This window comes from Actinomycetospora rhizophila (assembly GCF_042657905.1).
In the GTDB taxonomy this organism is placed as follows: Bacteria; Actinomycetota; Actinomycetes; order Mycobacteriales; family Pseudonocardiaceae; genus Actinomycetospora; species Actinomycetospora rhizophila.
Map to the genome: position 1 here is coordinate 303589 of NZ_JBHSKG010000003.1, position 26482 is coordinate 330070.

Genomic DNA, 26482 nt, shown 5'->3' on the forward strand with positions numbered 1-26482 from the left:
CCTCAGCCCCGTGCCTTGAGCTGTTCGTTGCGCATGATCGTCCAGGTGACCATGGCCGAGTCGAGATAGGCGCGCACCTCCACGATCGTCGCGCCCGGCTCCGCGGAGTCGAAGCGGCAGATCCAGCACAGCGCCTGGTCGTACGGCGCGCCGTCGAGCGTCGTCGACAGGGCGTGCAGCTCGGCGATCGCGGTGGCGCCGTCGAGGAACAGGTGCCGCACCTCGAGCTGGGTGCCGTGTTGCATCAGCGCGCCGAGCCGGCCGAACGTCTCGGCGACGAAGACCTTCTTGTCCCTGTAGTGCCCGGCGAGCTGGTGGGTGCCCTGCACGGTCCAGTCGACGTTATCGGCGACGCGTTCGAAGAATTGCGGCGTGGTGTCCGGCGATCCGAGGAGGGCGAAGAGCTGCTCGCGGTCCTCGCGTAGATCCATGTCGGTGACGCTAGTGACGCCCGTCCGAGCTGACCAGGCCCGGCGACGTGACCCGCCCGGTCACCTCCCGCAGCGTCGCCAGGAACCGTCGCGGTGCCGACGTGCGGCTCTCGCGCCGGGAGCCGGTCACCGTGAGCACGCGCGAGCCGACGTCGACCGCCGACGCGTAGATGCTCACGCCCTCGGTGCGCAGATAGCTCAGGGTCAGGTCGGGCACGATGCCCGCGCCGAGTCCCGCGGCGACGAGCGCGAGCATCGTCTGTGACTCGGTGCAGATGTGCTGGTGTCCCGGCGTGATGGAGTATTCGGCGCAGAGCCGGTCGAGCATCTGCCGGGTGGGCCGGTCACTCGGTGAGGTCACCCAGGTACCCGCGAGGAGTTCTTCGACGTTCCCGGGATTCGACCACATTTCGGGGACGACGATGCGGAACTGCTCCCGGTACAGCTCGTCCTCGACCAGTCCGGGATAGGACGCCGCCGGGCTGGTGCGGTCGACGTAGCGTTCGCCGATCAGCAGGTCGAGGTCGCCGGCGCGCAGCAGCTTGATGCCCTGGCTCTCGTTCACCTCGATCACCTGGACGTTCAGCGCCGCGTCGGTGACGGCGAGCTGCTGGAGGGTGGGGACGACGAGGTGGCCCAGCGCGGTCGCGAAGCCGCCGATCCGCACGGTGCCGGACGTGCCCTCCCGCAGCCGCTCGGCCTCCCGCTGGGCCTCGGCGAGCGCGACCGCGACGTCGTCCGCGCGCTGGGCCAGCGCCAACCCGGCCTCGGTGAGCCGGACCGTACGGCCGCCGCCGCGCTGGGTGCGGTCGAGCAGCGGCAGCCGCGCCTCCGCCTCCAGCCGCACCAGGTGCTGCGAGACCCCCGACGCCGTGAGGTGCAGCGCCGTCGCCGCCGCGTGCACGCTCCCGGTCCGGTGGACCGCGCGCAGGACGAGGAGGCGGTGCGGGTCGATCGGCATGAAGTGATGCTGAACCAGGACCGGAGCAGTTGTCACTGCCGTCGCGGACCGACGTCGTGCAGGATCGATTTCGTCGGAGAACAACCGCATTCGGTGTCTCCCACGAATACGCATCCCGCGAATCGACACGTCGAATGGAGTGACGAGGGATGGACATCGTCGCGTCGGTCATGACTGCTCCCGGTGAACCCTTGGAGACGGTCACCCTCGAACTGTCCGACCCCCGCCCCGACGAAGTGCTCGTCCGGCTCGCGGCCACGGGCATCTGCGCCTCCGACGCCCACACCCACAGCGGGCGCATCCCCTCGCCGTCGCCCTGCGTGCTCGGCCACGAGGGCGCCGGGGTGGTGGAGCGGGTCGGCGCGGACGTGACGAACGTGGCCGTCGGCGACCACGTCGCGCTCTCGTGGATGCCCAGCTGCGGCGTGTGCCGCCACTGCGTCTCGGGGCGACCGGTGCTGTGCACCGCGGCGGCGCCCGCTCTGCTCGCCGGCACGCTCCTCGACGGCACCGTCCGCCTCCACCGCGACGGCCGGCCGGTGTACCACTACTCGTTCCTGTCGACCTTCGCCACCCACGCCGTCGTCCCCGCCTCCAGCGCCATCCGGATCGGGCGGCACATCCCGCTGGCCGTGGCGAGCCTCGTCGGGTGCGGGATCCTCACCGGCTACGGCGCCGTGGTGAACAAGGCCCGGGTCACCCCCGGCAGCTCGGTGCTGGTGTTCGGTGCCGGCGGGGTCGGGCTCAGCGCCGTCATGGCCGCGCGCGTGAGCGGGGCCGGCCAGATCCTCGTGGTGGACCCCGTCGCGGCGAAGCTCGAGGAGGCCGTCGTGTTCGGGGCGACCGACGGGCTGGTCCCGTCCGACGACCTCGTCGCGCGGATCCGTGACCTCAGCGGCGGCGGCGTCGACTACGCCGTCGACGCCGCCGGGGGCGAGGGCATCCTCGGCCAGGCCTTCGCCGCGACGGTCCCGGGTGGCACCATCGTGTGCGTCGGCATGCCGGACGTGCACGCGCGCCCCTCGCTGCCCGGACCCGAGCTGGTGCGGGACGAGAAGATCGTCACCGGCAGCCTGTACGGGTCGTCGCGGCCCAGCCTCGACATCCCGTCGATCCTGCGCCAGTACACGGCGGGGGTCCTGCCGCTCGACCGCATGATCTCGAAGGCCTATGCGCTCGACGAGATCGACCGCGCCTTCGCCGACATGCGCGCGGGCCGGCTCAAGCGCGGCGTGGTCGTGTTCGACGAGTCGCTGGCCGGGCTCGCCGCCCCGGAGATCACGCTGGCCGCTTAGGTCAGCCGATCGCCCGGTCCCGGCCCGCCCAGTGCGGCGCCCGCAGCGCCTTCTTGTCGACCTTCCCGAACGGGGTGACCGGGAGCTCGGCGACGAGCTCGGCGGACTTCGGGCGGGCGTAGGCCGCGAGCCGGCCGCGGCTCCAGGAGAGCAGCTCGTCCACGTCGAGAGACCCGACGACCACCGCGTGCACCGCCTCGCCCCAGTCGTCGTGCGGCACGCCGATCACCGCGACCTGGGCGACCGCGGGGTGCTCGGCGAGCACGTTCTCGACCTCGCTGCAGTAGACGTTCATCCCGCCGCTGATCACCATGTCGGCCCGGCGGTCGCGCAGGTGCAGGTAGCCGCCGTCGTCGAGGAACCCGACGTCGCCGGTGCGGATCCAGCCGTCGGGCAGGAACTTGTCCGCGGTCGCGGCCGGGTCGTCGAGGTAGCCCTCGAGGACGTAGGGCGAGCGCAGGCAGACCTCGCCGGTCTCGCCGGCCGGGACGAACGCGGACCCGTCGCCGACGACCGCCACGTCGGCCATGATCGACGCGCGGCCGCACGAGTCGAGGCGGTCGGGCCGCGCCGGGTCGTGGTCGTCCTTGGCCAGCCGCGTCCCCCAGTTCGGGCACTCGGTCTGGCCGTAGAGCTGGACGAACACCGGGCCGAAGACCTCCAGCGCGCGGGCGAGCCGGCCGGGCGTGATCGGGGCGGCGCCGTAGACGACGGTGCGGAGCCCGAACTCCTCGGGGCCGTCGAGGGCGTCGAGCAGCCGGTAGAGCATCGTCGGGACGAGGAAGGTCCAGGTGATCCCGCGGTCGCGCAGGGCCGCGAGCACCCCGTCCGCGTCGAACCCGGGCTCGATGACGCTGGTGGCGCCGCGGATCAGCGCGGACTGGGCGAACAGGCCGGCGGCATGGGCGAGCGGCGTGGTGAGCAGCAGCCGGTCGTCCTGCACGATCTCGGCCTCCAGCAGCTGGGCGTACTGGACGGCGACCGCCGAGGCCTGGGTGTGCACGACGCCCTTGGGGCGCCCCGTCGTCCCGCCGGTGAAGTAGATCGCCGCCCGTGCGCCGGGACCGACCGGGGCCGAGGGGGTGAGCGGCGGGCCGGTCGGGTCGGCGAGGTCGTCCAGCAGGATCACCGGCCCGGGGATCTCCACCCCCAGCGCCGGGTCCGCCACCACCACGCGCGCCCGGGTCGCCGCCACGATGTACCGCGCCGTGTCCGCCGGCAGCAGCGGGTTCACCGGCACCTTCACCGCCCCCAGCAGCGCCACCGCGACGTCGACGACCACGAACTCGACACCGTTCTGCAGGTGCAGCGCGACCGCGTCACCGGGCGCCACCCCGTGCGCCCGCAGCTGGGCGGCGACGGCCCGGGACCAGCGGTCGATCTCGCCGAACGTCCAGCTCCGGGCACCGGACTCGACGGCGGTCCGGTCCCGGTGGCGGTGCAGCGCCGCCGCGAACTCGGCGCCGAGAGTCGTCCGCATCGTGATCCCCCTAGTGCATCGCCATGCCGCCGTCGACCCCGAGCGTGGTCCCGGTGATGTAGGACCCGGCGTCGGACGCGAGCAGCAGCAGGGGCCCGTCGAGCTCGTCGAGGCGGCCGACGCGGCCGAGGGGCGTGGCGGCGTGGACGCTCGCGGCGCCGCGCTCGTGCGCGAGCAGCGGAGCGGTCATCTCGGAGGAGAAGAAGCCCGGGGCCAGCGCGTTGACCCGGACGCCGTGGCGCGCCCACTGGCGCGCCAGGTCGCGGGTCATGCCCAGCATCCCGGCCTTGGAGGCCGAGTAGGCGGCCTGGGGGACGTCGGTCGTGGCGAGGGCCAGCGCCGAGGAGACGTTGACGATCGACCCACCCCCACCGGCGATCATCGCCCGGCCCGCGGCGACGGCGACGTAGTAGGCGCCGAGGAGGTTGACCTCGAGGAGGCGTGCCGTCTGCGTGAGGTCGTCGCGCTCGCTGCGGCCGCCGTAGCCCGTGCCGGCGTTGTTGACCAGGACGTGCACGCCGCCGAGCTCGTCCACGGCGGCGTCGACGAGGGCGGCGCCCTGCGCGGGGTCGGTGACGTCGGTGGGCACCGCGAGGCACCGCCGGCCCTCGGCGAGGACGGCGTCGGCGACCGCGTCGAGCATCTCGCGGCGCCGGGCGGCGACCACGACGTCCGCGCCGGCGCGGGCGAGCACCACCGCGAAGTGGGCGCCGAGGCCCGAGGAGGCCCCGGTGACGACGGCGACGCGCCCGTCGAGGCGGAAGGCCCCGGTCACGACGGCTCCGTGGCCAGCGCGCCGAGCATGGCCCGCATGCTGCCCCCGGCCGCGAGCCCCCCGAGGGCGAGGGCGACGAGCTGGTCGGCGAGGCGCAGGTCGTCCTCCTCGCCGTGCGGGGTGAACCAGTGCTGCATCCAGTCGACCATCCCGACGATGGCGCGGGCGACGATGCGGGGTTCGGCGGCGAGGGAGAACTCGCCGGACGCCGCGCCCTCGGCGACGAGGGCCTCGACCGCCTCCATGTACCGGGCGTCCATCCGCCGGAACTCGGCGAACCGGGCCGACTGCTCGAGCCGCCCGAGGTGCTCGAGGTAGACGAACGCGGCGGGGTAGTACTCGCTGAAGATCCTGATCTGCATGCGGACCAGCTCGCGGAGCCGCACCGCGACACCGCTGTCGGTGTCGGCGCGCAGGCGGTCCAGCTGGTCGAGCAGGGCCCGGGCCGGCTGCTCGACCACCGCGAGCAGGAGGTCCTCCTTGCTGTCGACGTAGTTGTAGACGCTGCCCTTGAGGATGCCGACGCGGGTGGCGATGCCCTCGAGGGTCGCGTTCTCGTACCCGTGCTCGCGGAACTCCTGGCCGGCGGCCTCCAGGATCTCCGGCCAGCGGCTGGGACGGGGCATGGGGGACTCCGGGTCGGGTCAGGGGGTCGTGAAGCGTGCGGGGAAGCGTTGCATGCCCCGCGACAGCAGCACGGGATGCCACCGCAGCGACTCGTCGGTCAGCCGCAGTCCGGGCAGCCGCGCGAACGCGCGGGGGATCGCGATCGATGCCTCCAGCCGGGCCAGGGGAGCGCCCAGGCAGTAGTGCATCCCGATCCCGAAGCCGAGCTGGCCGGACTTCTCGCGGGTGATGTCGAGCGTGTCCGGGTCGGCGAACACCGCGGGGTCCCGGTTGGCCGACGACGGGCTGAGGAACACCCGCTCGCCGCGGCGCAGGTGCCGGCCGCGCAGCTCCACGTCGTCGCCCATCACCCGCGCGACGGTCTTGGCGGGGCCGTCGAACCGCAGGGCCTCCTCGACCATCCCGTCGACGAGTCCGGGGCGGTCGCGGAGCAGCGCGAGCTGGGCGGGGTTCCGGAGCAGCGCCAGGATCCCGTTGCCGATGAGGTTGGTCGTCGTCTCGTGGCCGGCGAACAGCAGCAGGACCCCGGTGGAGATGACCTCGTCGTGGCTGAGGGCATCGCGATCGTCCCGGGCGCTGATCATCGCGGAGATCAGGTCGTCGGCCGGCGCGCGCTCGTGGGCACGGACGAGGTCCGCCAGGTAGGACGTCAGCTCCGCCATGCCCTGCGCACCGACCGTGTGCCGCGTCGCGTCGCCCATGCCGCCGAAGACCAGCCCGGTGATCTGGTCGGACCAGTCCTTGAACTGCTCGCGGTCCGCGCGGGGCACGCCGAGCATGTCCGCGATCACCGAGGCGGTCAGGGGGTAGGCGAAGTCGCCGACGAGGTCGACATCGCCGGTGCCGCGCGCGACGATCCCGTCGAGGAGCTCGGCGGCGATCTCCTCGACCGACGAGGTCATCCGCGTGACCGCGCGGGGGGTGAAGGCGCGGCTGAGCAGGCGGCGCAGCCGCAAGTGGTCGGGCTGGTCCTTGAACACCATCCAGCCCTCGAGCACCTCGAACGCGGCGCGCACCCGCGGGTCGGCGTCCGGGCCCTCGAGCTTCGCGCGCCGGTAGGGCGTGATCCGGTCGGAGGAGAACCGGTCGTCGCGCAACGCGGCGGCGACGTCGTCGTACCGCGTGATGAACCACGAGCGGTACTTCGCGCTCCAGTGCACCGGGTCGTGCTCGCGCAGCGCCGCGAGCAGCGGGTACGGGTCGGCCACCGCCTCGTCGCCGAGCAGGTCGGCGCGCTCGGGGTCGAGGTGCCGGACGTCGGTGTGCTCGACGTCGGTGTTGTGGGCGGTCACCGCGCCTCCAGCACCGTCACGACGCACGAGTTGCCGTCGAGCACCGACACCCCGCCGCCCATCGTCTCGACGAGCCCGAGGCGGGCCCCTTCGACCTGGCGCGCCCCGCAGCGGCCCCGCAGCTGCCAGGTGATCTCCGCGAGCTGCGCGAGGCCGGTGGCGCCCAGGGGGTGGCCGCGGGAGAGCAGCCCGCCCGACGGGTTGACCGGGTGCGCGCCGCCGAGGGCGGTGACGCCGCCGGCCGCGGCCTTGCCACCGTCACCGGGCGGCACGAGCCCGAGCGCCTCGGTCGTGACGATCTCGCCGATCGTGAAGGCGTCGTGGACCTCGACGACGTCGACGTCGGCGGCGGCGTCGAGGCCGGCGCCCGCCAGGGCGTCGCGGGTGGTGGCCGCGACGATGTCGTGGCCCCAGACGTGGGGGGAGCGGTGGTTCCACGGCGCGCCGCTGCGCAGCGCCGCGCTGCGCACGACCACCTCGCCGCGGGCTCCGGTCGCCGGGGTGAGCACCGCGGCGGCGGCGCCGTCGGAGGTCGGGCAGCACTGCAGCAGCGTCAGCGGGTCGGCGATCATGCGCGACGCCAGCACCTCGTCGACCGTGTAGGTCCCGGAGTACTGGGCGCGCGGGTTGTGCACGGCGTGCGCGTGGTTCTTCACCGACACCGCGGCGAGCTGCTCGGCCGTCGCGGCACCGGTGTGCAGGTAGCGCGCGGCGCTCATGGCGTACATCGCGGGCATGGCCAGCCCGGCGCGCCCCTCGGGGTCGGTCGTCTCCGGGGTGATGGCGCCGGCGAACGCCGTGCTCATCTGCTCCAGGCCGAGGGCGAGGACGCGGCCGTGGCGCCCGGTCCGGACGGCCTCGTGGGCCTCGACGAACGCCGTGGTGCCGCTGGCGCAGGCGTTCTCCACGGTGATGATCGGGACCCCGGTGATCCCCATGGCGCGCAGCACGCGCTGGGCGACCCCCGCCGGCGCGAAGACGGTGCCGACCCACACGGCGTCGACGCCGTCCACCCCGGCGTCGGCGAAGGCCTCGCGCACCGCGTCCCACGCGAGCGCCACCAGGTCACGCTCCGGCTGCCGGCCGAAGTGCGAGGTGCCCACCCCGGCCACGGCGACGCTCACCGGACCACCTCCACCTGCAGGTCGCCCTCGTCCGACACCCCGACCAGCCGCACCCCGGCGTCGATCGGTGCCGGCTCGTCGCCGGCCGTGTGCGCGAGCACCCGCGGTCCGTCCTCGAGGTCGACGTAGGCCAGCGCGTACGGCGGGGTGTGTCCGGGCACGGCGATTCGCACCACCGTGCTGCTCCAGACGGTGCCGCGCGGACCGAAGGACGCAGGTTCCACCTCGGCGCCGCAGGCCGGGCACCGCGGCCACGCGTAGGCCACGGGCTCGGCGCAGGTCCGGCAGCGCCGGCCCGCGACGACCCAGTCGCCCTCGGCCGTGCGGTGGATCTCCGGGCGCGGATCGCTGCCCGTCGGAGAGGACATGAGCACTCCTGCGTCTCGACTGGCGCCCATGTAAGCAAACCGCGAGTCGGCTAACAACCTCCCCGGTCGGCAGTTTGGTCGCGGCGTCAGGCGGCTAGCGACGCCTCCTCGAACGAGCCTTGACACTGCTGGTGAGGCAGACCACAGTGAGTTCCACCGCGATGGCAAACTCACGTTTGCCAACGCCGCCCCCCGCCCCTGAGTGCGCGCTCGAGTCGAGCAGGAGGACCGATCGATGAAGTTCGGCTTTTTCACCATGCCGGAGCACCCGCCGATCGAGAACTGGACGCTGTCCTACGACCGCGACATCGCTGCGGTGGTCGAGGCCGAGCGGCTCGGGTTCTCGGAGTTCTGGATCGGTGAGCACCACACCGGCGGGTACGAGAACGTCCCGGTGCCGGAGTTCATGATCGCGAAGGCGTCCGCGCTGACGCACCGGATCCGGCTCGGCACGGGCGTGGTGAACCTGCCGTACCAGGACCCGTTCATGGTCGCCGAGCGCCTGGCCTTCCTCGACCACCTGACGCACGGCCGGCTCGAGTACGGATTCGGCGGCGGGGGGCTGCCCACCGACAAGGCGCTGTTCGGGCTGGAGCCCTCGGAGGCCGCGCCGCGGACCAACGAGGCGCTGGAGATCATCTGGCAGCTGCTGACCTCGGAAGACCCGGTCAGCTACGAGGGCGTGTACTGGAAGTACGAGGACCGCCAGCTGCAGGTCGGCCCGTACCAGGACGTGCCGCCGTTCGCGATCGCCGGGCTGACCGGCACGCACAACTACGCGAAGTGCGGCGAGAAGGGCTGGAAGCCGCTGTCGGTGCACTTCGCGCCGACCGACAACGGCACGTACATGGACGCGCCCGACCTCAAGGCCATGGGCGCCGCGATGCTGGAGGCGGGCAACCGCTCGGGCATCGCCGAGTCCGTGACCCGCGAGAACTGGCGCATCGTGCGCGAGGTCTACGTCACCGACGACAAGAACCAGGCGCTCCGCGACATCCGCGAGGGCGTCAAGCTCTCCTACGACTACCTGTTCGGCCTGGGTCTCGGCGCCCTGATGAAGATCGGCGACGGGATGACCGACGCCGACCTCACGCTCGACTGGATGGTCGAGAACATCCCCTGGATCGTCGGCAGCCCCGAGGAGTGCACCCGCCAGATCAAGGAACTGGAGGAGGAGACCGGCGGCTTCGGCACGCTGCTGATCAACTGCCGCGACTGGGTCACCACCGACAAGTGGAACCGCTCGCTGGAGATGTTCGCGCGCTACGTCATGCCGAACTTCCAGGCCAACCAGCGCATGGCCCGTCGCCAGAAGATGGCCAACGTCGCGCTCGGGATCGCCTGATGTCCCCCGGCATCACCCGCCTCGAGGGGCGGGTCGCGGTGATCACCGGCGGCGTGCAGGGGATCGGCCGCGCGGTGGCCCTGCGCTGCGCCGCCGAAGGCGCCACCGTGATCATCGGCGACCTGCAGGACGACGACTCCACCGCCAAGCAGATCGTCGCCGACGGCGGGCAGGCGTCCCACATCGTCATGGACACCCGCCAGCGGGACGACTGGAAGCGCCTCATGGACGAGGCGATCGGCGGGCACGGTCGGCTCGACATGCTCGGCAACATCGCCGGGGTCACCAACACCTTCGGTCCCGACAACGTCGTCGACCTCGACGACATCGGCTGGGACCACGTCGTCAACACCGACCTGCGCGGGGTCTGGCTGGGCATGCAGGCCGCGATCCCGCGCATGCTCGAGAACGGCGGCGGGAGCATCGTCAACATCGGCTCGATGGCCGCGCTCAAGGGCCTGGAGAACCTCGCGGCCTACTCGGCGGCGAAGGGCGGCGTCGTGAGCCTGACCCAGCAGGCGGCGATGGAGTACGGGCCGCGGGGCATCCGCATCAACTGCATCTGCCCCGGCACCATCGACACGCCGATCCTCGCGGGCATCACCGACAGCATGAAGAAGAACTTCGAGGCCGCCCACATCATCCCGCGTCTCGGGAAGCCCGAGGACATCGCGGCGGCCGCGGCGTTCCTGTTCTCCGACGACGCCGCCTTCTGCACCGGCGAGATCCTCCCGGTCGACGGCGGCTGGAACACCAAGGGCAGCGCCGGCTGATCCGGCCGGCGCGAGCGCGGGACCGGTGCCACCCCCCGGCGCCGGTCCCGCGCTGTGGTGACGACACGAAAGGAGTGAGCGTGGACCTGTCCGGACAGACCGCCGTGGTCACCGGCGCCGGCAGCGGCATCGGCAAGGGGATCGCCCGGGCGCTGCTGGAGCGCGGGGCGAACGTCGTCGGCCTCGAGATCGAGCCGGCCAACATCAAGGCGGCGGGCGAGGAGCTCGCGGGCGGCGAGCGTCTGGCCTGGTCGGAGGGCTCGGTCACCGTCGCGGCGGACGTCGAGGCCGCGTTCGACCTCGCGGAGGGCCGCTTCGGCACGGTCGACCACCTGGTCAACAACGCCGGCACCGCGTCGCTGTCGCTCGTGGTCGACATGACCGAGGACGACTGGGACCTCATCGTCGACACCTGCCTCAAGGGCACGTTCCTGTGCACGAAGGCGTTCGCCCGCCGCGCGCTCGCCGCGGGGCGGGGCGGCTCGGTCGTCAACATCTCGTCGCTCAACGCGATCGCCGCCACCGACGGCCTGGGCCACTACTGCGCCGCCAAGGCCGGGGTCATGAACTTCACCAAGGTCTGCGCCGGCGAGCTCGGGCGCTACGGCATCCGGGTCAACGCGATCGGGCCGGGCACCGTCAACACCCCGCTGGGGGCCGGCTTCACCGTCGGGCAGATCGGCCAGGAGTTCCTCGACCGCACGCTGGTGGGCCCGCCGCGCCACCAGGATCCGTCCGACATCGCCGACGTCGCCCTGTTCCTCATGTTCCCGCAGGCCGGGCGGATCACCGGGCACTTCATCCCCGTCGACGGCGGCCAGCACGTGCGCGGCCTGCACTCCTACTGGGACGTCGCCGAGGCGCAGGGCATCGTCGCCCGGCCGGCGCAGTGACCACCGAGACGCGGCCGATCGCGGCCGTCGACGACCGCGGGTTCCCTCGGTTCTGGGACGCGGAGCGGGAGACCCGCGACCCCGCCGAGCGCGAGCGGATCGTCCTCGAGCGCATGCAGCACCAGCTGCACTACGCGTATGCCGAGCTGCCGTTCTACCGGCGCCACTACGACGCCCACGGGTTCCATCCCGACCAGGTGCGGTCGGTGGAGGACTTCACGACGAAGGTCCCGGTGATCACCAAGAAGATGCTGATCGCCGACCAGCGCGAGCACCCGCCGTTCGGCAGCTACACGCCCCCGTTCGCCCCGGGGCAGATCGCCCGCATCCACGGCTCGTCGGGCACCTCGGGGACACCGACGATGTACGCGGTCTCCCACGCCGACTGGCAGCGCGCCGCCGACGTGCACGCCATGGCCCAGTGGTGCGCCGGGATCCGCCCCGACGACCTCGTGCAGGTCGGCTTCCCGTTCGGGCTGTTCTTCGGCGGCTGGGGCGTCGTGCAGGGCGCCGAGCGCATCGGGGCCACCGTCTTCCCCCTCGGCGTCACCGACTCCGAGCGGCACCTCGAGCTGATCACCGGCCTGGGCTCGACGGTTTTCAGCGCCACGCCCTCCTACTGCATCCACCTGCTCTCGGTCGCCGAGCGCCTCGGCATCGACCTGGCCGCGAGCAGCGTGCGGCGCATCCTGGTGGGCGGGGAGCCCGGGGGCAGCCTGCCGGGCACCCGCAAGATCATTGAGGAGGGCTGGGGCGCGATCGCCAGCGACGCCGGCTCCACCTCGGAGATGTACCCGTTCCAGACCAGCGTCGGCTGCGAGGCCGGCACCGGCACGCACCTGATCACCGACGAGGTGTTCACCGAGGTCGTCGCCGCCGACGACCTCAACGCCCCGATCCCGGTCGGCGAGCGCGGCGCGGTCGTCTACACCCACCTCTGGCGCGGGTCGCAGCCCATGATCCGGTTCGCGCCCGGGGACGAGACCTACCTGGCGACCGACCCCTGCCCGTGCGGGCGCACCTACCCGCGCCTGCCCGAGGGCATCCTCGGCCGCCTCGACGACATGCTCGTCATCCGCGGCGCCAACGTGTTCCCCAGCGCCGTCGAGACCGGACTGCGCACCGTCCCGGAGCTGGGCCCCGAGTTCCGCATCCTCGTGAGCAAGGCGGGGGCGCTCGACGAGATGACCGTCGAGGCCGAGCTGACCCCGCGGGCGGCGGCGCAGGCGCCGCGCGAGGAGCTGGTCGCGCGCGTCGAGGACGCGCTGCGCCGCAGCGTCCACATCCGCGTCCCCGTGACGCTGCTCGAGCCCGGGACCCTGCCCGAGACCACGTTCAAGGCCCGCCGCGTCGTCGACCAGCGACCGCGGGGCTGACCCGGAAGGAACCGATCCGTGATCGTCCAGCTGTCCGCGGGCGCGGCCCGCGTGGCCGAGCCCGACGACTGCACCCGCCTCCACGTGGCGACGTCGCTGCCCGCCGACGCCGTCGACGAGGCCCTGCGCGGGTCGGGGGCGGGCCGGCTCGCCCCCGAGGGGGACGCCCTGCTCGACGTCGAGACCCTGCGCCGCCGGGCCCGTGCCGCCGCCGACGCGCCCGACTGGGACGCGCGCTGGGCGAAGATGATCGACTACGCGCGGTCGAAGGGCTGGGTCACGGCCGACGACGCCGCCGTCCGGGCCCACGTCGAGTACGGAGCGTCCGCGTGACCGCGCCGGCGCGCGTGCCCCTGACCGCCGACGACCTGCGCGAGGTCTACGGCCGGTTCCCGTCCGGGGTGGTCGCCGTCTGCGCCGAGGTGGACGGCGCCCCCGTCGGTCTCGCCGTGAGCACCTTCGTGCCGGTCTCGCTCGACCCGCCGCTCGTCAGCATCTGCGTCCGGACGGCGTCGACGACCTGGCCGGCGCTCCGGCGGGCGCCGCGGCTCGGGATGAGCGTCCTGGGCGCGCACCACGAGGGCGTCGCCCGCGCGCTGGCGGGGCCGGCCGAGCACCGCTTCCGTGACGTCGCCACCGAGCGCCGGGACGACGGCGCGCTGTTCGTCACCGGTGCCCCGCTGGCCCTGGACGTGGGCGTGGTCGACGACGTCGTCGCCGGGGACCACCTCATCGCCGTGTGCCGCGTCGACGAGGTCCTCGTCGACGACCAGCACAGCCCGCTGGTGTTCCACCGCAGCGCGCTGCGGCCGCTGGCGGCCGCCTGACGCCGGGCGGCGGAACGGCGGAATGGCGGGGCGCCGGCGGCGGTTCCCCGCTCATGCGGATCGGCATCATCGGTACGGGCAAGATCGGTGGCACGCTGACGCGGCGGCTGGCCGCCCTGGGTCACGAGGTCCGCGTCGCGAACTCGCGGGCCCCCGAGACCCTGGCCGAGCTCGCGGCGGAGACCGGGGCGACGGCCGTGTGGGCGCGGGAGGCCGCGGTCGACGCCGACGTGGTGATCGTCAGCATCCCGCAGAAGGACACCGCCGACCTCCCGGCGGGGATCGTGGCGTCGGCGAAGCCGGGCGCCCCGGTGATCGAGACGAACAACTACTACCCGCGCCAGCGCGACGGCCGGATCGACGCCCTCGAGGACGGCACCCCGGAGAGCGTGTGGGTGTCCGGACACCTCGGTGTGCCCGTCATCAAGGCCTTCAACGGCATCAACTGGGTGCACCTGCTCGAGCGCGGCACCGCGCGCGGGACGCCGGGGCGCATCGCCCTCCCGGTCGCCGGGGCGGACGGGCCGGCGAAGGACACCGTGTTCGCGCTGATCGACGAGCTGGGCTTCGACCCCGTCGACGCCGGCCCGCTCGAGGAGTCGTGGCGTCAGCAGCCGGGCTCGCCGGTGTACGGCGCGGACCTCGACGCCGACGGTGTCCGCCGCGCCCTGGCGGAGGCCTCGCCGGACCGTCCGGCCGACTTCCGCGCCGCCTGACCCCTCACCGGGCCGGGCCCGGCCACGGGACCGGGCCCGGCGCGGGACGGCCGAGGTGACCTGCGTCATGATGCGCGCGGACTCTGGATCGATGAGGGGAGTGCGGACGGATGCGCGTGGGTGTGCTGACCGGTGGCGGCGACTGCCCCGGTCTCAACGCGGTGATCCGGGCGATCGTCCGGCGCGGGGTGCCCGAGTACGGCTACGAGTTCCTGGGGTTCCGCGACGGCTGGCGCGGCCCGCTGGAGGCCGAGACCCGGCCGCTGGACATCCCGGCGGTCCGCGGGCTGCTCCCGCGCGGCGGGACGATCCTCGGGTCGTCGCGGACCAACCCGTTCGCCATCGAGGACGGGGTCGACCGCATCCGGCGCAACCTCCAGTCCCTCGGCGTCGACGCCCTGGTCGCCATCGGCGGGGAGGACACGCTGGGTGTCGCGAGCGAGCTGCACGAGAAGGGCGTCAAGGTCGTCGGGGTGCCGAAGACGATCGACAACGACCTCTCGGGCACCGACTACACGTTCGGCTTCGACACCGCGGTGAACATCGCGACCGAGGCGATCGACCGCCTCCACACCACCGCCGAGTCCCACCACCGCGCGCTGATCGTCGAGGTCATGGGCCGCCACGCGGGCTGGATCGCGCTGCACTCGGGGATGGCCGGCGGCGCGAACGCCATCCTCATCCCCGAGGTCCGGTTCGACATCGAGCAGGTCTGCTCCTGGGTGGAGAGCCGCTTCCGGCTGGACTACGCGCCGATCATCGTCGTCTCCGAGGGCGCGATGCCCCAGGGCGGCGAGGCCGTGCTGGCCTCGGGCGGGAAGGACGAGTTCGGCCACGCCCGCCTCGGCGGCATCGGCGACTGGCTGGCCCACGAGATCGAGACGCGCACCGGCAAGGAGGCGCGCACGACCGTGCTCGGCCACGTCCAGCGCGGCGGCACGCCCAGCGCCCGCGACCGCTGGCTCGCCACCCGCTTCGGGCTCCACGCCATCGACGCGGTCGCAGGCGGTCAGTGGGGGCACATGGCGGCGCTGCGCGGCACCGAGATCACGATGGTGCCGCTGCGCGAGGCGACCGAGCAGCTCAAGCTCGTGGACCCGTCCCTCTACGCCGAGGCCGAGGTCTTCTTCGGCTGACGGGCCGTCAGTCGGTCCCGACCAGGACCGGCCAGCCGACGCCCTCGGACTGGAGCGCCACGCAGTCGGCCTCGACGGGGCGGGGGAGCGGGCGGGTGCCGAGGGCGCGCAGCACGAGGCCCATCACCAGCCGCGAGCCGGGCAGCGACGCGTGCGGTGTCCGGGCCGAGGGGCAGACCGACTGCAGCCGGATCGCCGCGACCCCGGGCAGCACCGCCGAGTCCGGGGGCGTCACGACGTCGTCGGTGTCGGTCCACACCGAGAGCCACGGCACCGCAGGCCGCGGACGGGCGGCGAGCCCGGTGAGCAGCGCGCTGCCCGGCACGAGCTGGCGGCACGCCTGCTCGCACACCTCGGGGGTCAGCGCGGTGCCGGCGGCGGCGACCTGCGTGCCGCGCAGTGGCGAGCCGAGGGTGACGACGCGACGCACGGCCGGCGCGGTCCGCCCGGTCGCCAGGTACTGCCACACCGCCACCCCGCCCGACGAGTAGCCGACGAGATCGACCGTCGAGGCGCCGTGGCGCAGCAGGTCACGCACCGTGCGGTCGATCGTCGCGGCCTGCGTCCGGAGGTCGCCGGTGCCGTTCCCCGGCAGCGCCACGACCACGCTCGGCCGCCCCACGATCCGCAGCCGGAACGCGAGCCCGACCAGCGCGTCCCGGGTGCCCCCGTAGCCGGGGACCAGGACGACCGTGCCCTTGTCGAGGGGGTTCGCGGCGGGCGGCTCGCCCCACTCGCGGACGACGGCGCCCGTCACGAGCGTCGTCGCGGCGACCAGTGCCGCGGTCACCGCGAGGAGGAACGCCCGGCGCCGCGGCGAGCGGTCGGCGAAGGGTGACCACGACATCGGTGGCCCACAGCGATCAGCGTGCGGCCTCGGCGTCGCGCGCGAGGGCTGCCACGATGTCGGCGGCGGGGCGCACGTCGTTGACCAGCGAGCACGACTGCCCGGCGTAGAGCACCGAGGCGTCCAGGTCGCCCTCGAAGCCCTCCATCGGCATGAAGATGCCGTAGCGCGGGAGCTCGACCGTCTGCCCGCCGACGGGCATCTTGCCGGTGACCTCGCCCTCGCCGGCCCGCTGCCCGGCCGCGGGCGACCCGGCGGCGATCCACTCGTCGACGATGCGGTTGCGCAGCACCCGGTGCGGCGCCCGGGGCCACCCGACGTCGAACATCTCCGTGTAGAAGGTGTCGGCCCCGGTGGCCGCGACCACCCGGTCCTTGTACGCGGCGCGCGACTCGTCGCTGCACACGAACCGCGTGCCCAGCGACACCGCCTGCGCGCCGAGCGTCAGCGCGGCCGCGAGCCCGCGGCCGTCGGCGATCCCGCCCGAGGCGATCACCGGCAGCGGGGCGACCGCGTCGACGGTGGCCGGCAGGACGGTCGCCAGCGACTCGACGCCGCGCACGTGCCCGCCCGCCTCGACGCCCTGGATCATCACGGCGTCCACCCCGGCGTCCGCGGCCGCGCGGGCCTCGGCGGCCGACCCGACGTGGGCCACGAGGCGCGCCCCGGCGGCGTGGGTGCGCTCGACGTACGGGCCCGGGTCGCCCCAGTACAGGACGAGGACCGCGACGCCCTCCTCGAGGCAGGTGTCGATCGGGGCGTCGTCGCCGTCGAGCAGCGGCAGGATGAGGTTGGCGCCGACGGGCCGGTCGGTCAGCGTGCGCGTCTCGCGGACCTGCTCGCGCACCACCGGCTCGGGCAGCCCGCCCATGCCGAGGACACCGAGGCCGCCCGCGTTCGACACGGCCGCGGCCAGGGCCGGACCGGCCAGACCACCGCCCATCCCCGCGTTCCAGATCGGGAGCTCGACTCCCAGGGTCCGGCAGAGGTCCGTGGTGAGCATGCCGACGCTCCCGCCCGTGGTCGAAGAAGGTGGTCCGCGAGCACTGTTGCGCTCGGGCGGAAGCACCGTCAACGGCCGGACGGACGCACCGGGGCGGCTCAGGCCGTCGCGGCCAGGGCCTCGGTGAGCAGGGCGACGAGCGCCGCGTGCTGCGCGTCGGTCGAGCTCCCGAGCTCCTCGTCGGACCCGTCGAGGGCGACGGCGGCGAGGTTGGCCTTCTCGCCGAGCAGGTCGGCGATCCGGGCGTCGATCGTCTGCGCGGCGAGGATGCGCCAGGCCGTGACCGGCTGCGTCTGACCGATGCGGTGGCAGCGGTCGATGGCCTGGGTCTGCTCGGCGGCGGTCCAGGGCAGCTCGGCGAGCACGATGTCCGAGGCCACCTGGAGGTTGATGCCCACCCCGGCCGCGGTCAGCGAGCACACCGCCACGGCGACGTCCGGGTCCTCGACGAAGGCGTCGATGTTGCGCTGCCGCACGTTCGGCGTCTGGTCGCCGCGGATCGAGGAGTACCGCACGCCCTGCTTGGCGAACAGCTCCTCGGCGGCGTCCATGACGTCGACGTGCTTGGCGAAGAACACGACCTTGCCGGAGCTGCGGGCGAGCTGGGCGGCGTAGTCGGCGGCGAGGGTCGCCTTCGCCTGCCCGATGCGGCGCATCATGCTGAACACGTTGTCGCCGTTCGACGCGCCGGCCGCGTCCTTCTGCTCCCAGGTGGCGACGCGGGCCACGAGGTCGTGGTCGATCCCGTCGACCGGACCGGAGTCGCGGGCGGCGAGCGCGTCGGAGTACCGCCGGACCATCCGCTCGGCGAGGTCCCGCTCGGCCGCGCGGATCGAGCGTCCGGTCGGTCCGTCCAGCTCGACGGGCAGGTCGGCGATGCGGCGCGCCGGGATGTCGGCGGCGACGTCGACCTTGCGGCGCCGGACGACCCCGCGGTCGACGACGGCCCGGCGCGCGGCGGGGTAGAAGCCCCGGTCGGCGGGGGTGAGGCCGGTCTCGGTGAGGGCGTCCATCAGGGCGCCGACCGGCTTCTTCACGTCGATCCAGCCGAGGAACTCCCAGATGGCGAGGAAGTCCTCGATGTCGTTGATCAGCGGGGTGCCGGTGAGCGCCATGAGCAGCGGGTCCGCGCTGAACGACCGGATCTTCTCCGAGAGCGCCAGCACGTGCTGGGAGCGCTGGGAGGTCTTGTTCTTGATGAAGTGGGCCTCGTCGACGACCATCCCGCGGAACCCGAAGTCGCGCAGCCACCCGACGTGCCGGTCGAGCACCTCGTAGTTGACGACGACGATGTCGGCGAACCCGTCGACGTTGTCGCCGTCGCCCTGGATCGCGGTGGCCTTGCGCCGCGTCGACCACAGGCCGGCCTCGCGCACCCAGTTCGTCTTGACGACGTTGGGGGCGACGACGAGCAGGGGATATGCCTTCGCCGCCTCGGCCGCGAGCAGGGCCTGGGCAGTCTTGCCCAGGCCGGGCTCGTCGGCGAGCAGGAAGGTCCGGTGGCCCTCCGCGGCGGCCGCGACGACCCCCGCCTGGTGCGGCATGAGCTCCTTGCCGCCGGCCGCCTTGCGGGAGCCCGATGTCGGCAGGGGCATGCAGGCCACGCCGTCCCCGGCGCGCTCGAACGAGCGCAGCAGCGGGTCGAGCAGCTCCCACCCGTCGAGACGGGTCGGGCGGGCCGCGGCCGGGCGGGCGGCCGAGAAGTCGGGGGCGAGGAACGGGTTGGCCATCTGCCGCGAGATGACCGACTGCGGCACCACGCCCTGCTTGACGGGCGCCGGGGCCGGCTCCTCCTCCTCGACGGGCGGGGCCACCTCGCGCGGCGGGGCGATGCCCGCGCGCCGCATCATGTCGCGCTCGAGCGACCGCGCCTCGTCGGTGACGACGGCGTCATCGCCGAGCAGCGCCAGGAGGGCCTGGTCGCGGACGGCGGTCCGGGCCAGCGACGTCGCGATCTCGTCGAGCTTCTTGAGCCGTTCGGCGCGACGGGCCTCGCCGATGTCGTCGTTCGCCCGCAGCCGTGCGCGTTCGTCGCGCAGCAGCAGGGCGACGGCCTGGAACTTGGTGCGGGTCGCTGCCGTCGGTCGGCCCTTCTTCAGGGCGGACCCGATCTCGTCGACCGCGCGCGTGAGCACCGAGACGACGTCCTCGCGCCGGCGTCCGTTCTGCGGGCGACCGGGGTTGCCGCGGCGGCCCCGGGACTGGGGCTGGCCTCGACGAGCCATGTGCCTCCTCCGGCACGACGTCCCCGACGTCGTGCGTGCTGGAACCCCAGGTGGACCCGGGTGGCCCTCCTGCGGTACGAGCCCGACGGCGGGTCGGCGGCGACGCCGCGTGTTCCCGGACGGCGCGTCGGATCCGGCGCCATCGGTCGGGCCCGCTGTGGCCACTGCCCGAATGGCGCGGGTAGTGGACGGCGTGCCGTACTCCCATCGTACTCCCGGCGGCGGGCGGACGTGCGACCGGCGCGCCGGGTGGATCGATCACCCGACCGCTGCGGTCCCGGCGCCGGCCGGGCTAGGGTCGCGGCATGCTCGCCGGGGCGCTCCTGACCACCCGGGGTCACATCGACCTCGTGCGTGTGTCGTCGGCGCTGTGTCGTCGCTGAGCCGCACTCCCGCTCGCGACCCCCTCCACCACGCCGGATCGCCGCTGCGCGCGGCCCGGCGTCCCGGCCGAAGGACACACCCGTGACCGCGCTCGACTCCGCCACGTCCACCGACGCCCAGCTTGACGAGATCTTCACCCCGATCTATGCCCGCATCGCCGACGGCGCGGTGCAGCGTGAACAGGACCGCGCCCTGGCGCACGACGAGGTCGCCGCGCTCAAGGAGGCCCGGTTCGGGGCGCTGCGGGTGCCGGTCGAGCACGGCGGCTACGGCGCGTCGGTGCGCCAGCTGTTCCGCCAGCTGGTCCTCCTGGCCGCCGCCGAGTCGAACCTGCCGCAGGCCCTGCGCGTGCACTGGTGGTTCGTCGAGGAGCAGCTGCTCGCCGAGCCGGGCCCGGAGCGGGACCGCTGGCTGCGGGCGGCCGCCGACGGCGTGCTCGTCGGCAACGCGATCTCCGAGCCGGGGGGTCGGCGCGATCGACCGCTACCGCACGGCGGTGACCCCGGACGGGGACGACCTGCGCCTGTCCGGCACGAAGTACTACAGCACCGGCAGCCTCTACGCCGACCACATCGTCGTCGCCGCCGACCAGGACGGCGAGCGCGTCGCGGTGCTCGTGGACGCCGACGCCGACGGCGTGACCCAGCACGACGACTGGGACGGCTTCGGCCAGCGCCTCACCGCCAGCGGGACCACCGAGTTCAGCGACGTGGCCGTGCCGGCCGACCGGGTCCTCGGCGCCGGGTACGGCACGCCGGGGCGGACGTACGGGACGTCGTACCTCCAGCTGGTGCAGCTCGCGGTGCTCGCCGGCATCGCCCAGCGGGCCACCGACGACGTCGCCGGCTGGGTGCGCGACCGCACCCGGACCTTCACCCACGCGCCCGCCGACCTCCCGCGCCACGACCCGCTCGTCCAGCAGGTCGTCGGCCGGCTCTCGGCGGCGGCCTTCGCGGCGCGCACGCTGGTCCTCGACATCGCCGACCAGCTCGACCACCTGCTCGCCACCGAAAGCGGCGACGCCGAGCTGCTCGACCGCGTCGAGTTCGACGTCGCGCGGGCCCAGGCCGTGGTGATCCCGACCGTCCTCGACGCCACGACCCAGCTGTTCGAGGTCGGCGGCGCCTCGATCACCTCGGAGAAGCTGCGCCTGGACCGCCACTGGCGCAACGCGCGCACCATCTCGGTGCACAACCCGCTGATCTACAAGCTGCGGACGGTCGGCGACCACGTCCTCAACGGCGCCGAGCTGCCCTACGCCTGGAGCGCCGGTCGCCGCTGATCTGCGGCCGAACGGTGGCCCCGGAGAGGGTCCGGCGTCCCTATCGTGGCCCCTCCCCCCGGGAGAGCGAGGCCGTCGATGACCCTGCTGCAGTTCGGGGACGAGGGCGCCCGGCGCATCGAGCGCGTCTACGCCACACCCGACGTCGTGGCGCAGCGCCGCGAGGTGCTCGAGCTCCTGCGACCGGTCCCCGGCGAGGAGGTCCTCGACGTCGGGTCCGGCCCCGGCTTCCTGCTGCGCTCGATCGCCGAGGCGGTCGGGCCGGCGGGCTTCGTGCGCGGGCTGGACCCGAGCGCGGCGATGAACGCCATGGCGCGCGCCCGCTGCGCCGACGTCGACTGGGTCGGTGTCGACGAGGGCGGCGCCGAGGCGCTGCCGTACGCGGCCTGCTCGTTCGACGCGGTCGTGTCGACCCAGGTCTACGAGTACGTCGCCGACGTCGCGGGCGCGCTCGTCGAGGTCCGGCGGGTCCTGCGCCCCGGCGGGCGCGTCGTCGTCCTCGACACCGACTGGGACTCGGTGATCTGGCACGCCGCCGACCGCGAGCTGCACCGGCGGGTCATGGCGGCGTGGGAGGAGCACCTGGTCGACCCGCGCCTGCCCCGCACGCTCCCGGGCCTGCTGGAACGGGCGGGGTTCCGGGTCACCGACCGCCGGCTGATCCCGGTGTTCAACCCGGAGTACGCCGAGGACACCTACAGCGCCGGCACGATCGACACCATCGGCGCCTTCGTCACCGGCCGGCAGGGCCTCGGCGAGGACGACGTGGCGCGCTGGGCCGCCGACCTGCGCTCCCGGGGCACGGACTACCTGTTCAGCCTCAACCGGTACTGCTTCGTCGCGTCCGCGACGGGGGAGCCGCCGTGATCACCGGGTGACGGCCGGTCACCGTCCGGGAGCGCGGGATCCCGGCCGGTCACCGACGATGGGTCGATGGCCGAGACCGGGCAGGGCGAGACGGCGGCGCCGGACACGGCGTCCGACACCAGGCTGGCCCGGAACGTCGGCGCGGTGCTCCTGTTCTTCTTCATCGTCGGCGACACGCTCGGCGCGGGGATCTACACGCTCGTCGGCACGATGGCCGAGGACGTCGGCGGCATGCTGTGGCTCCCGCTGGTGATCGCCCTCGTCGTCGCGCTCCTGACGGCGGGCACCTACGCGGAGATGATCAGCAAGTACCCGCACGCCGGGGGCGCCGCGCGCTACGCGGAGCGCGCCTTCAGGACGCCGTTCCTGACCTTCATCGTCGGCTTCTTCATGCTCTCGTCCGGCATCGTCACCGCCGCGCTGCTGGCCAACGCCTTCTCCGGTGACTACTTCACGACGCTGGTCGACCTCCCGGCCGTCCCGGTCACCGTGGTGTTCCTGCTGCTGCTCACCGCGATCAACCTGCGCGGCCTCCGGGAGTCGCTGGCCGCGAACACGGTCGCGACGATCATCGAGACCAGCGGCCTGGTGCTGGTCATCGCGGTGGCGGCCATCGTCTTCGGCAGCGGGGGAGGGGACGCGTCGCGGATCCTCACGCCGTCGCCCGACCAGCCGATCCTCGCAGGCGCGTTCGCCGCCTCGGTGGTCGCGTTCTTCTCGTTCCTGGGTTTCGAGGCCGCGGCGAACATGGCCGAGGAGGTCAAGCGGCCGAGCCGCGCCTACCCGCGGGCCCTGTTCGGGGCGGTGTGCACCGCGGGCCTGGTCTACCTGCTGATCGCGCTCGGGTCCGCGATCGTCGTCGACCCGGCCGTCATGGCGCAGTCCACCGGGCCGCTGCTCGAGGTGATCACCGCCTCCGGGCTGGCGATCCCCGGGTGGGTCTTCTCGCTGATCGCGCTCGTCGCCATCGCCAACGGCGCGCTGCTGTTCATGGTGATGGCCAGCCGCGCGACCTACGGGCTGGCCGAGGTCGGGCTGCTGCCCTCGGTGTTCGGCCGCGTCGGGTCGGGGCGCCGGACGCCGTGGGTCGCGATCCTCGCCGTCGGCGCGGCGACGATCGGGATGAGCTTCGTCGGCACGATCAGCACGCTCGCCGACACCACGGTCCTGCTCCTGCTGTTCGTCTTCATCTCCACGAACGTCTCGTGCCTCGTGCTCAAGAAGGACCGGGTGCCGCGCGAGCACTTCCGCGTGCCCGCCGTGGTGCCGGTGCTGGCCATCGTCGCGAGCATCGTGCTGCTCACCCAGCAGTCGCCGGAGATCTGGCTGCTCGGCGCGGGCTTCGTCGTGGTCGGGACGATCCTGTTCCTCGTCGCCCTGGCCGGGCGGCGCCGCGAGTCGACGTCCTCCTGAGTCCGCTACTCCCGCTCGCGCCGCTGCAGGCCCTGCCCCGGCGTCCACCACTCCACGACCAGCAGCGTCGCCCCGGGGTCCAGATGGGTGTGGACGACCTCGGTGATGTCGGCGCGGAAGAGGTCGCCCCCCGGGCCCTCGGTGATCTCGCCGGAGACGACCGCGCGCCCGGCGATCTTGGCCTCGCCGGGCCACTGCGCCTCCTGCCCCTCGGCCGGGTCGACGGTGGCGCTGTGCAGCGCGAAGCGCGGGTCGCGGCGCAGGTCGGCGCCCTTGCGGGCGGCGGGCATCGAGCCGAAGGTCAGCTCGCCGTCGTCGAACGCGCTCTCGATGCCCGAGATCCGCGGCGCGCCGTCGGCGCGCACCGTGGCGATCGTCTTGTGGCGATGGGCGTCGAACAGCGTGCGGACCCGCGCCGCGAACTCCGGCACGGCGCTCTCCACATCCCGCCAGCTCGTCATGCGCCGAGCATGGCACCGGGGTCCGACACCGGGGTCCGACACCGGGGTCCGACACCGGGGTCCGACACCGGGGTCCGACACCGGGGTCCGGTTCGCGGGCGCCCGGACCGGCGATGCCGCAGTGCCCGCACCACGGCGCGCGGCGTCGATGATCAGGAGCACGTGACACACCCGGGATCGCCACGCGGGGTCGATGAGGCGCCCGTGATCTCCGACCGAGCAGGCGTCCCCACTGGCCACGGCGCGACGTCGATGATCAGGAGCACCTGACGCACCCGAGGTCGCCACGCCGGGTCGACGACGTGCCCGTGATCTCCGGTCGACCGGCCGCTTGTCCCCGATCGGCCCACCCGCCACGATGCAGAGCGTGACGACGGGGGGATCGCGGCAGCTCGGGGTCGTCTACGACGTCGACGGGGTGCTGCGCATCGCGCCGCTGCGCCGGCAGTGGGGCCGGCTGCAGGCCCTGGTCGCGCACGGCGCGCGGGACCGGCGCTCCCTGCTCGGCATGCAGCGCGTGCTCGGGGTGCTCGCCGAGGGCGACCCGCCCGCCGAGGTCTACTTCCTGACCGCGCTGCCCCACCGGCTCGCCCGCCCCCTGCGCGCCGCCCTGCGCCACGACCAGTACCCCGGCGGCACGCTCCTCACGGCGGGGCGGTCGCTGTTCTCGGGGTGGCTGTTCGGCGCGGGCCTCGACCGCAAGCGCGCCACGCTCGACCGCCTCGCCGCCGCCCACCCCGAGGTGTCCTGGGTGCTCGTCGGCGACGACGCCGGCCACGACCCGGCGCTGTTCGAGGGCTTCGCCCGCGACCACCCCGGTCGGGTCGCGGCGATCGCGATGCGCCGGCTGCTCGGGGTCGCGGACGCGTCCACGCGCACCGACGGCGACGGCCCGCCGGTCGTCGAGGCCCCCAACGGCGAGGAGCTGCTGCCCGGGCTGCGCGCGGTCCTGGGGCTCGCCGAGACCGGGCGCGCGCCGCGCATCGACGACTGGTTCCTCACCGAGTCCCAGCGCGGCAACCCCGCGACGCGGCTGCGCCCCTGGACCGAGGGCAACGACGTGCGCCTGCGCGTGCACGGCGCCGCCTACTACCGGGTCCTCGCCGAGCGCCTGTCCCGCACGGGACCCGGCGATCAGGTGCTCTTCCTCGGCTGGCGCGGCGACGGCGACCAGCAGCTCACCGACCACGGGCCGACCGTCGCCGAGGCGCTCGTGGACGCGGCGCGCTGCGGGGCGCGGGTGTGCGGGCTGCTGTGGCGCTCGCACCTGTCGGCGTTCGGCTACCACGTCGGCCAGAACCGCCGCCTCGCCGCGGACCTGCGCGCGGCCGGCGCCGAGGTGCTGCTCGACCAGCGCATCCGCCCCCTCGGCAGCCACCACCAGAAGCTCGTCGTGATCCGTCACGACACCGAGCCCTCCGACGACGTCGCCTACGTCGGCGGCATCGACCTCGTCCTCGGCGCCCGCGACGACATCGTGCACCGGGGCGACCCGCAGTCCAGCGCCGCCGCCGACGCCTACGACCGCGACCCCCGCCACGACGCCCAGCTCGAGCTGCGCGGACCGGTCGTCCGCGACCTGCACGAGGTGTTCTTCGAGCGCTGGGTCGACCCGACGCCGCTGGTCCGGCTGCCGTGGCACGTGGTGCCCGACCTCGTCCACCGCCTGCCCCGGCGCGGCTCGCTGCTCCCCGCGCCGACGCCGGACCCGCCGGCGACGGGCACGTGCGCGGTCCAGGTCCTGCGCACCTACCCGCGCCGCACCCCGCCGACGCCGTTCGCGCCGTGGGGCGAGCGCAGCGTCGCCCGCGCGTTCATCAAGGCGCTCGGGCGGGCGCAGCGGCTGGTCTACGTCGAGGACCAGTACCTGTGGTCGGCCGACGTCGCCCGCGTCTTCGCCGCGGCCCTGCGGCGCGCCCCGGGCCTGCACCTCGTCGCCGTCGTGCCGCGTCCGCACCACGACGCCGGCCCGAACCCCGCCATGATCGGGCAGGCCGAGGCCATGGCGATGGTGCACGAGGCCGGCGGCGACCGCGTGCAGGTGCTCGACGTCGAGAACGACGAGGCGAGCCCGGTGTACGTGCACGCCAAGGTCTGCGTGATCGACGACGTGTGGGCGACGGTCGGCAGCAACAACTTCAACACGCGGTCCTGGACCCACGACTCCGAGCTGGTCACCGCGGTCCTCGACGCCGAGCGCGACGATCGGGCGCCCGCGGACCCCGGAGGTCTCGGCGACGGTGCCCGGACCTTCGCCCGCCGGCTGCGCCTCGAGCTCCTGCGCGAGCACCTCGGGCTGGCCGACGACGCCGCGATCCTCGACCCCGACCACGCCGCCGAGCTCGTGCGGACGCGGGCGGCGGCCCTCGACGCCTGGCACGCGGCGGGCGCCGAGGGCGAGCGGCCGCCGGGCCGGCTGCGCCGTCACACGCCCGTGCACGAGCAGGTGGAGATCACGCTGCGGCGGCGCTGGATCACCGGCCCCGCCTACCGGCGCGTGCTCGATCCCGACGGACGCCCGCTGCGCGCGCGCCTCCAGCGGACCTATTGAATGGGGCCATCGGGGAGTCGACGCGCCTGC

Annotated in this window: 26 protein-coding genes; 14 read left to right on the forward strand and 12 right to left on the reverse strand. The window is 73.9% G+C overall.

What is annotated here, in order from left to right:
• Positions 1-2: 2 nt before the first annotated feature.
• Positions 3-431 carry a nuclear transport factor 2 family protein gene (locus tag ACFPK1_RS08885; protein ID WP_378020547.1) on the reverse strand — a complete coding sequence of 143 codons (429 nt, stop codon included), beginning with the start codon at positions 429-431 and terminating at the stop codon, positions 3-5.
• A 10-nt stretch (positions 432-441) separates the two neighbouring features.
• The gene (locus ACFPK1_RS08890; protein WP_378020548.1) at positions 442-1392 is read right to left on the reverse strand and encodes a LysR family transcriptional regulator; all 951 of its coding nucleotides are present in this window, start codon (positions 1390-1392) and stop codon (positions 442-444) included.
• Between the two features lie 191 nt (positions 1393-1583).
• Between ACFPK1_RS08890 and ACFPK1_RS08895 the strand changes: the two genes are divergently transcribed.
• The gene (locus ACFPK1_RS08895) at positions 1584-2687 is read left to right on the forward strand and encodes an alcohol dehydrogenase catalytic domain-containing protein (protein WP_378020549.1); all 1104 of its coding nucleotides are present in this window, start codon (positions 1584-1586) and stop codon (positions 2685-2687) included.
• Position 2688: 1 nt separating this feature from the next.
• Here the strand turns inward: ACFPK1_RS08895 and ACFPK1_RS08900 are convergent, their stop codons facing one another.
• From ACFPK1_RS08900 to ACFPK1_RS08925, 6 genes are read right to left on the reverse strand one after another with little or no spacing between them, the layout of a single operon-like run.
• Positions 2689-4167, reverse strand: coding sequence for an AMP-binding protein (locus tag ACFPK1_RS08900; RefSeq protein ID WP_378020550.1), 1479 nt, complete (start codon positions 4165-4167; stop codon positions 2689-2691).
• 10 nt (positions 4168-4177) lie between these two features.
• Entirely contained in the window at positions 4178-4942 is a 765-nt protein-coding gene (locus tag ACFPK1_RS08905; protein WP_378020551.1) for an SDR family NAD(P)-dependent oxidoreductase, read from the reverse strand.
• Positions 4939-5568, reverse strand: coding sequence for a TetR/AcrR family transcriptional regulator (locus tag ACFPK1_RS08910; RefSeq protein WP_378020552.1), 630 nt, complete (start codon positions 5566-5568; stop codon positions 4939-4941). The genes ACFPK1_RS08905 and ACFPK1_RS08910 overlap by 4 nt, the downstream gene beginning before the upstream one ends.
• 18 nt (positions 5569-5586) lie before the next feature.
• The gene (locus ACFPK1_RS08915; RefSeq protein ID WP_378020553.1) at positions 5587-6861 is read right to left on the reverse strand and encodes a cytochrome P450; all 1275 of its coding nucleotides are present in this window, start codon (positions 6859-6861) and stop codon (positions 5587-5589) included.
• Positions 6858-7985 (reverse strand): thiolase family protein, encoded by a 1128-nt coding sequence (locus tag ACFPK1_RS08920; protein WP_378020554.1) that lies wholly within the window; start codon positions 7983-7985, stop codon positions 6858-6860. The genes ACFPK1_RS08915 and ACFPK1_RS08920 overlap by 4 nt, the downstream gene beginning before the upstream one ends.
• Positions 7982-8353, reverse strand: coding sequence for a Zn-ribbon domain-containing OB-fold protein (locus ACFPK1_RS08925; protein ID WP_378020555.1), 372 nt, complete (start codon positions 8351-8353; stop codon positions 7982-7984). Before ACFPK1_RS08925 ends, ACFPK1_RS08920 begins: the two co-directional genes overlap by 4 nt.
• A 235-nt stretch (positions 8354-8588) precedes the next feature.
• Here ACFPK1_RS08925 and ACFPK1_RS08930 point away from each other — a divergent pair, with 235 nt between their 5' ends.
• From ACFPK1_RS08930 to ACFPK1_RS08965, 8 genes are all read left to right on the forward strand, one after another.
• A complete protein-coding gene (locus ACFPK1_RS08930) occupies positions 8589-9698 on the forward strand; it encodes an LLM class flavin-dependent oxidoreductase (RefSeq protein ID WP_378020556.1) in 1110 nt (369 codons plus the stop codon).
• Positions 9698-10471 (forward strand): SDR family NAD(P)-dependent oxidoreductase, encoded by a 774-nt coding sequence (locus ACFPK1_RS08935; protein WP_378020557.1) that lies wholly within the window; start codon positions 9698-9700, stop codon positions 10469-10471. Before ACFPK1_RS08930 ends, ACFPK1_RS08935 begins: the two co-directional genes overlap by 1 nt.
• 80 nt (positions 10472-10551) lie before the next feature.
• Positions 10552-11364, forward strand: a complete 813-nt coding sequence (locus ACFPK1_RS08940; protein WP_378020558.1) for an SDR family NAD(P)-dependent oxidoreductase — start codon at positions 10552-10554, stop codon at positions 11362-11364.
• Positions 11361-12740, forward strand: coding sequence for a phenylacetate--CoA ligase family protein (locus ACFPK1_RS08945; RefSeq protein ID WP_378020559.1), 1380 nt, complete (start codon positions 11361-11363; stop codon positions 12738-12740). The genes ACFPK1_RS08940 and ACFPK1_RS08945 overlap by 4 nt, the downstream gene beginning before the upstream one ends.
• A gap of 18 nt (positions 12741-12758) precedes the next feature.
• Positions 12759-13073: a hypothetical protein gene (locus ACFPK1_RS08950; protein WP_378020560.1), complete on the forward strand. Its 315-nt coding sequence runs from the start codon at positions 12759-12761 to the stop codon at positions 13071-13073.
• The gene (locus tag ACFPK1_RS08955) at positions 13070-13567 is read left to right on the forward strand and encodes a flavin reductase family protein (protein WP_378020561.1); all 498 of its coding nucleotides are present in this window, start codon (positions 13070-13072) and stop codon (positions 13565-13567) included. Before ACFPK1_RS08950 ends, ACFPK1_RS08955 begins: the two co-directional genes overlap by 4 nt.
• Before the next feature lie 53 nt (positions 13568-13620).
• Positions 13621-14283, forward strand: a complete 663-nt coding sequence (locus ACFPK1_RS08960; protein WP_378020562.1) for an NADPH-dependent F420 reductase — start codon at positions 13621-13623, stop codon at positions 14281-14283.
• Positions 14284-14393: 110 nt separating this feature from the next.
• The gene (locus tag ACFPK1_RS08965; RefSeq protein ID WP_378020563.1) at positions 14394-15419 is read left to right on the forward strand and encodes a 6-phosphofructokinase; all 1026 of its coding nucleotides are present in this window, start codon (positions 14394-14396) and stop codon (positions 15417-15419) included.
• Between the two features lie 7 nt (positions 15420-15426).
• Here the strand turns inward: ACFPK1_RS08965 and ACFPK1_RS08970 are convergent, their stop codons facing one another.
• The 3 genes from ACFPK1_RS08970 to ACFPK1_RS08980 all read right to left on the reverse strand — a co-directional run bounded on the left by ACFPK1_RS08970 (position 15427) and on the right by ACFPK1_RS08980 (position 19494).
• Positions 15427-16266 (reverse strand): esterase/lipase family protein, encoded by an 840-nt coding sequence (locus tag ACFPK1_RS08970; RefSeq protein ID WP_378020564.1) that lies wholly within the window; start codon positions 16264-16266, stop codon positions 15427-15429.
• A 16-nt stretch (positions 16267-16282) separates the two neighbouring features.
• Positions 16283-17269, reverse strand: coding sequence for an NAD(P)H-dependent flavin oxidoreductase (locus tag ACFPK1_RS08975; protein ID WP_378020565.1), 987 nt, complete (start codon positions 17267-17269; stop codon positions 16283-16285).
• 98 nt (positions 17270-17367) lie between these two features.
• Positions 17368-19494, reverse strand: coding sequence for a DEAD/DEAH box helicase (locus tag ACFPK1_RS08980; RefSeq protein WP_378020566.1), 2127 nt, complete (start codon positions 19492-19494; stop codon positions 17368-17370).
• Positions 19495-19799: 305 nt separating this feature from the next.
• Here ACFPK1_RS08980 and ACFPK1_RS08985 point away from each other — a divergent pair, with 305 nt between their 5' ends.
• From ACFPK1_RS08985 to ACFPK1_RS09000, 4 genes are all read left to right on the forward strand, one after another.
• Positions 19800-19877: a putative leader peptide gene (locus ACFPK1_RS08985; RefSeq protein WP_378020648.1), complete on the forward strand. Its 78-nt coding sequence runs from the start codon at positions 19800-19802 to the stop codon at positions 19875-19877.
• Positions 19878-20374: 497 nt separating this feature from the next.
• A complete protein-coding gene (locus tag ACFPK1_RS08990) occupies positions 20375-21160 on the forward strand; it encodes an acyl-CoA dehydrogenase family protein (RefSeq protein WP_378020567.1) in 786 nt (261 codons plus the stop codon).
• A gap of 78 nt (positions 21161-21238) precedes the next feature.
• Complete coding sequence (locus tag ACFPK1_RS08995) at positions 21239-22027, forward strand: methyltransferase domain-containing protein (protein ID WP_378020568.1); 789 nt, start codon at positions 21239-21241, stop codon at positions 22025-22027.
• A gap of 66 nt (positions 22028-22093) precedes the next feature.
• Complete coding sequence (locus tag ACFPK1_RS09000; protein WP_378020569.1) at positions 22094-23440, forward strand: APC family permease; 1347 nt, start codon at positions 22094-22096, stop codon at positions 23438-23440.
• Between the two features lie 5 nt (positions 23441-23445).
• On the opposite strand, the gene ACFPK1_RS09005 is transcribed toward ACFPK1_RS09000, so the two are convergent.
• The gene (locus ACFPK1_RS09005; protein WP_378020570.1) at positions 23446-23901 is read right to left on the reverse strand and encodes a pyridoxamine 5'-phosphate oxidase family protein; all 456 of its coding nucleotides are present in this window, start codon (positions 23899-23901) and stop codon (positions 23446-23448) included.
• Positions 23902-24268: 367 nt separating this feature from the next.
• On the opposite strand from ACFPK1_RS09005, the gene ACFPK1_RS09010 reads away from it, so the two are divergent.
• Complete coding sequence (locus tag ACFPK1_RS09010; protein ID WP_378020571.1) at positions 24269-26452, forward strand: phosphatase domain-containing protein; 2184 nt, start codon at positions 24269-24271, stop codon at positions 26450-26452.
• The last annotated feature ends 30 nt before the right edge of the window (positions 26453-26482 follow it).

What these genes read in the sequence shown, in the direction of transcription:
- ACFPK1_RS08885 (WP_378020547.1), bottom strand. Translation starts at nt 431, where the DNA reads ATGGATCTACGCGAGGACCGCGAGCAGCTCTTCGCCCTCCTCGGATCG.
- ACFPK1_RS08960 (WP_378020562.1), top strand. Translation starts at nt 13,621, where the DNA reads ATGCGGATCGGCATCATCGGTACGGGCAAGATCGGTGGCACGCTGACG.
- ACFPK1_RS08975 (WP_378020565.1), bottom strand. Translation starts at nt 17,269, where the DNA reads ATGCTCACCACGGACCTCTGCCGGACCCTGGGAGTCGAGCTCCCGATC.
- ACFPK1_RS08900 (WP_378020550.1), bottom strand. Translation starts at nt 4,167, where the DNA reads ATGCGGACGACTCTCGGCGCCGAGTTCGCGGCGGCGCTGCACCGCCAC.
- ACFPK1_RS08930 (WP_378020556.1), top strand. Translation starts at nt 8,589, where the DNA reads ATGAAGTTCGGCTTTTTCACCATGCCGGAGCACCCGCCGATCGAGAAC.
- ACFPK1_RS08980 (WP_378020566.1), bottom strand. Translation starts at nt 19,494, where the DNA reads ATGGCTCGTCGAGGCCAGCCCCAGTCCCGGGGCCGCCGCGGCAACCCC.
- ACFPK1_RS08890 (WP_378020548.1), bottom strand. Translation starts at nt 1,392, where the DNA reads ATGCCGATCGACCCGCACCGCCTCCTCGTCCTGCGCGCGGTCCACCGG.
- ACFPK1_RS08910 (WP_378020552.1), bottom strand. Translation starts at nt 5,568, where the DNA reads ATGCCCCGTCCCAGCCGCTGGCCGGAGATCCTGGAGGCCGCCGGCCAG.
- ACFPK1_RS08935 (WP_378020557.1), top strand. Translation starts at nt 9,698, where the DNA reads ATGTCCCCCGGCATCACCCGCCTCGAGGGGCGGGTCGCGGTGATCACC.
- ACFPK1_RS08965 (WP_378020563.1), top strand. Translation starts at nt 14,394, where the DNA reads ATGCGCGTGGGTGTGCTGACCGGTGGCGGCGACTGCCCCGGTCTCAAC.
- ACFPK1_RS08925 (WP_378020555.1), bottom strand. Translation starts at nt 8,353, where the DNA reads ATGTCCTCTCCGACGGGCAGCGATCCGCGCCCGGAGATCCACCGCACG.
- ACFPK1_RS09005 (WP_378020570.1), bottom strand. Translation starts at nt 23,901, where the DNA reads ATGACGAGCTGGCGGGATGTGGAGAGCGCCGTGCCGGAGTTCGCGGCG.
- ACFPK1_RS09000 (WP_378020569.1), top strand. Translation starts at nt 22,094, where the DNA reads ATGGCCGAGACCGGGCAGGGCGAGACGGCGGCGCCGGACACGGCGTCC.
- ACFPK1_RS08970 (WP_378020564.1), bottom strand. Translation starts at nt 16,266, where the DNA reads ATGTCGTGGTCACCCTTCGCCGACCGCTCGCCGCGGCGCCGGGCGTTC.
- ACFPK1_RS08995 (WP_378020568.1), top strand. Translation starts at nt 21,239, where the DNA reads ATGACCCTGCTGCAGTTCGGGGACGAGGGCGCCCGGCGCATCGAGCGC.
- ACFPK1_RS08985 (WP_378020648.1), top strand. Translation starts at nt 19,800, where the DNA reads ATGCTCGCCGGGGCGCTCCTGACCACCCGGGGTCACATCGACCTCGTG.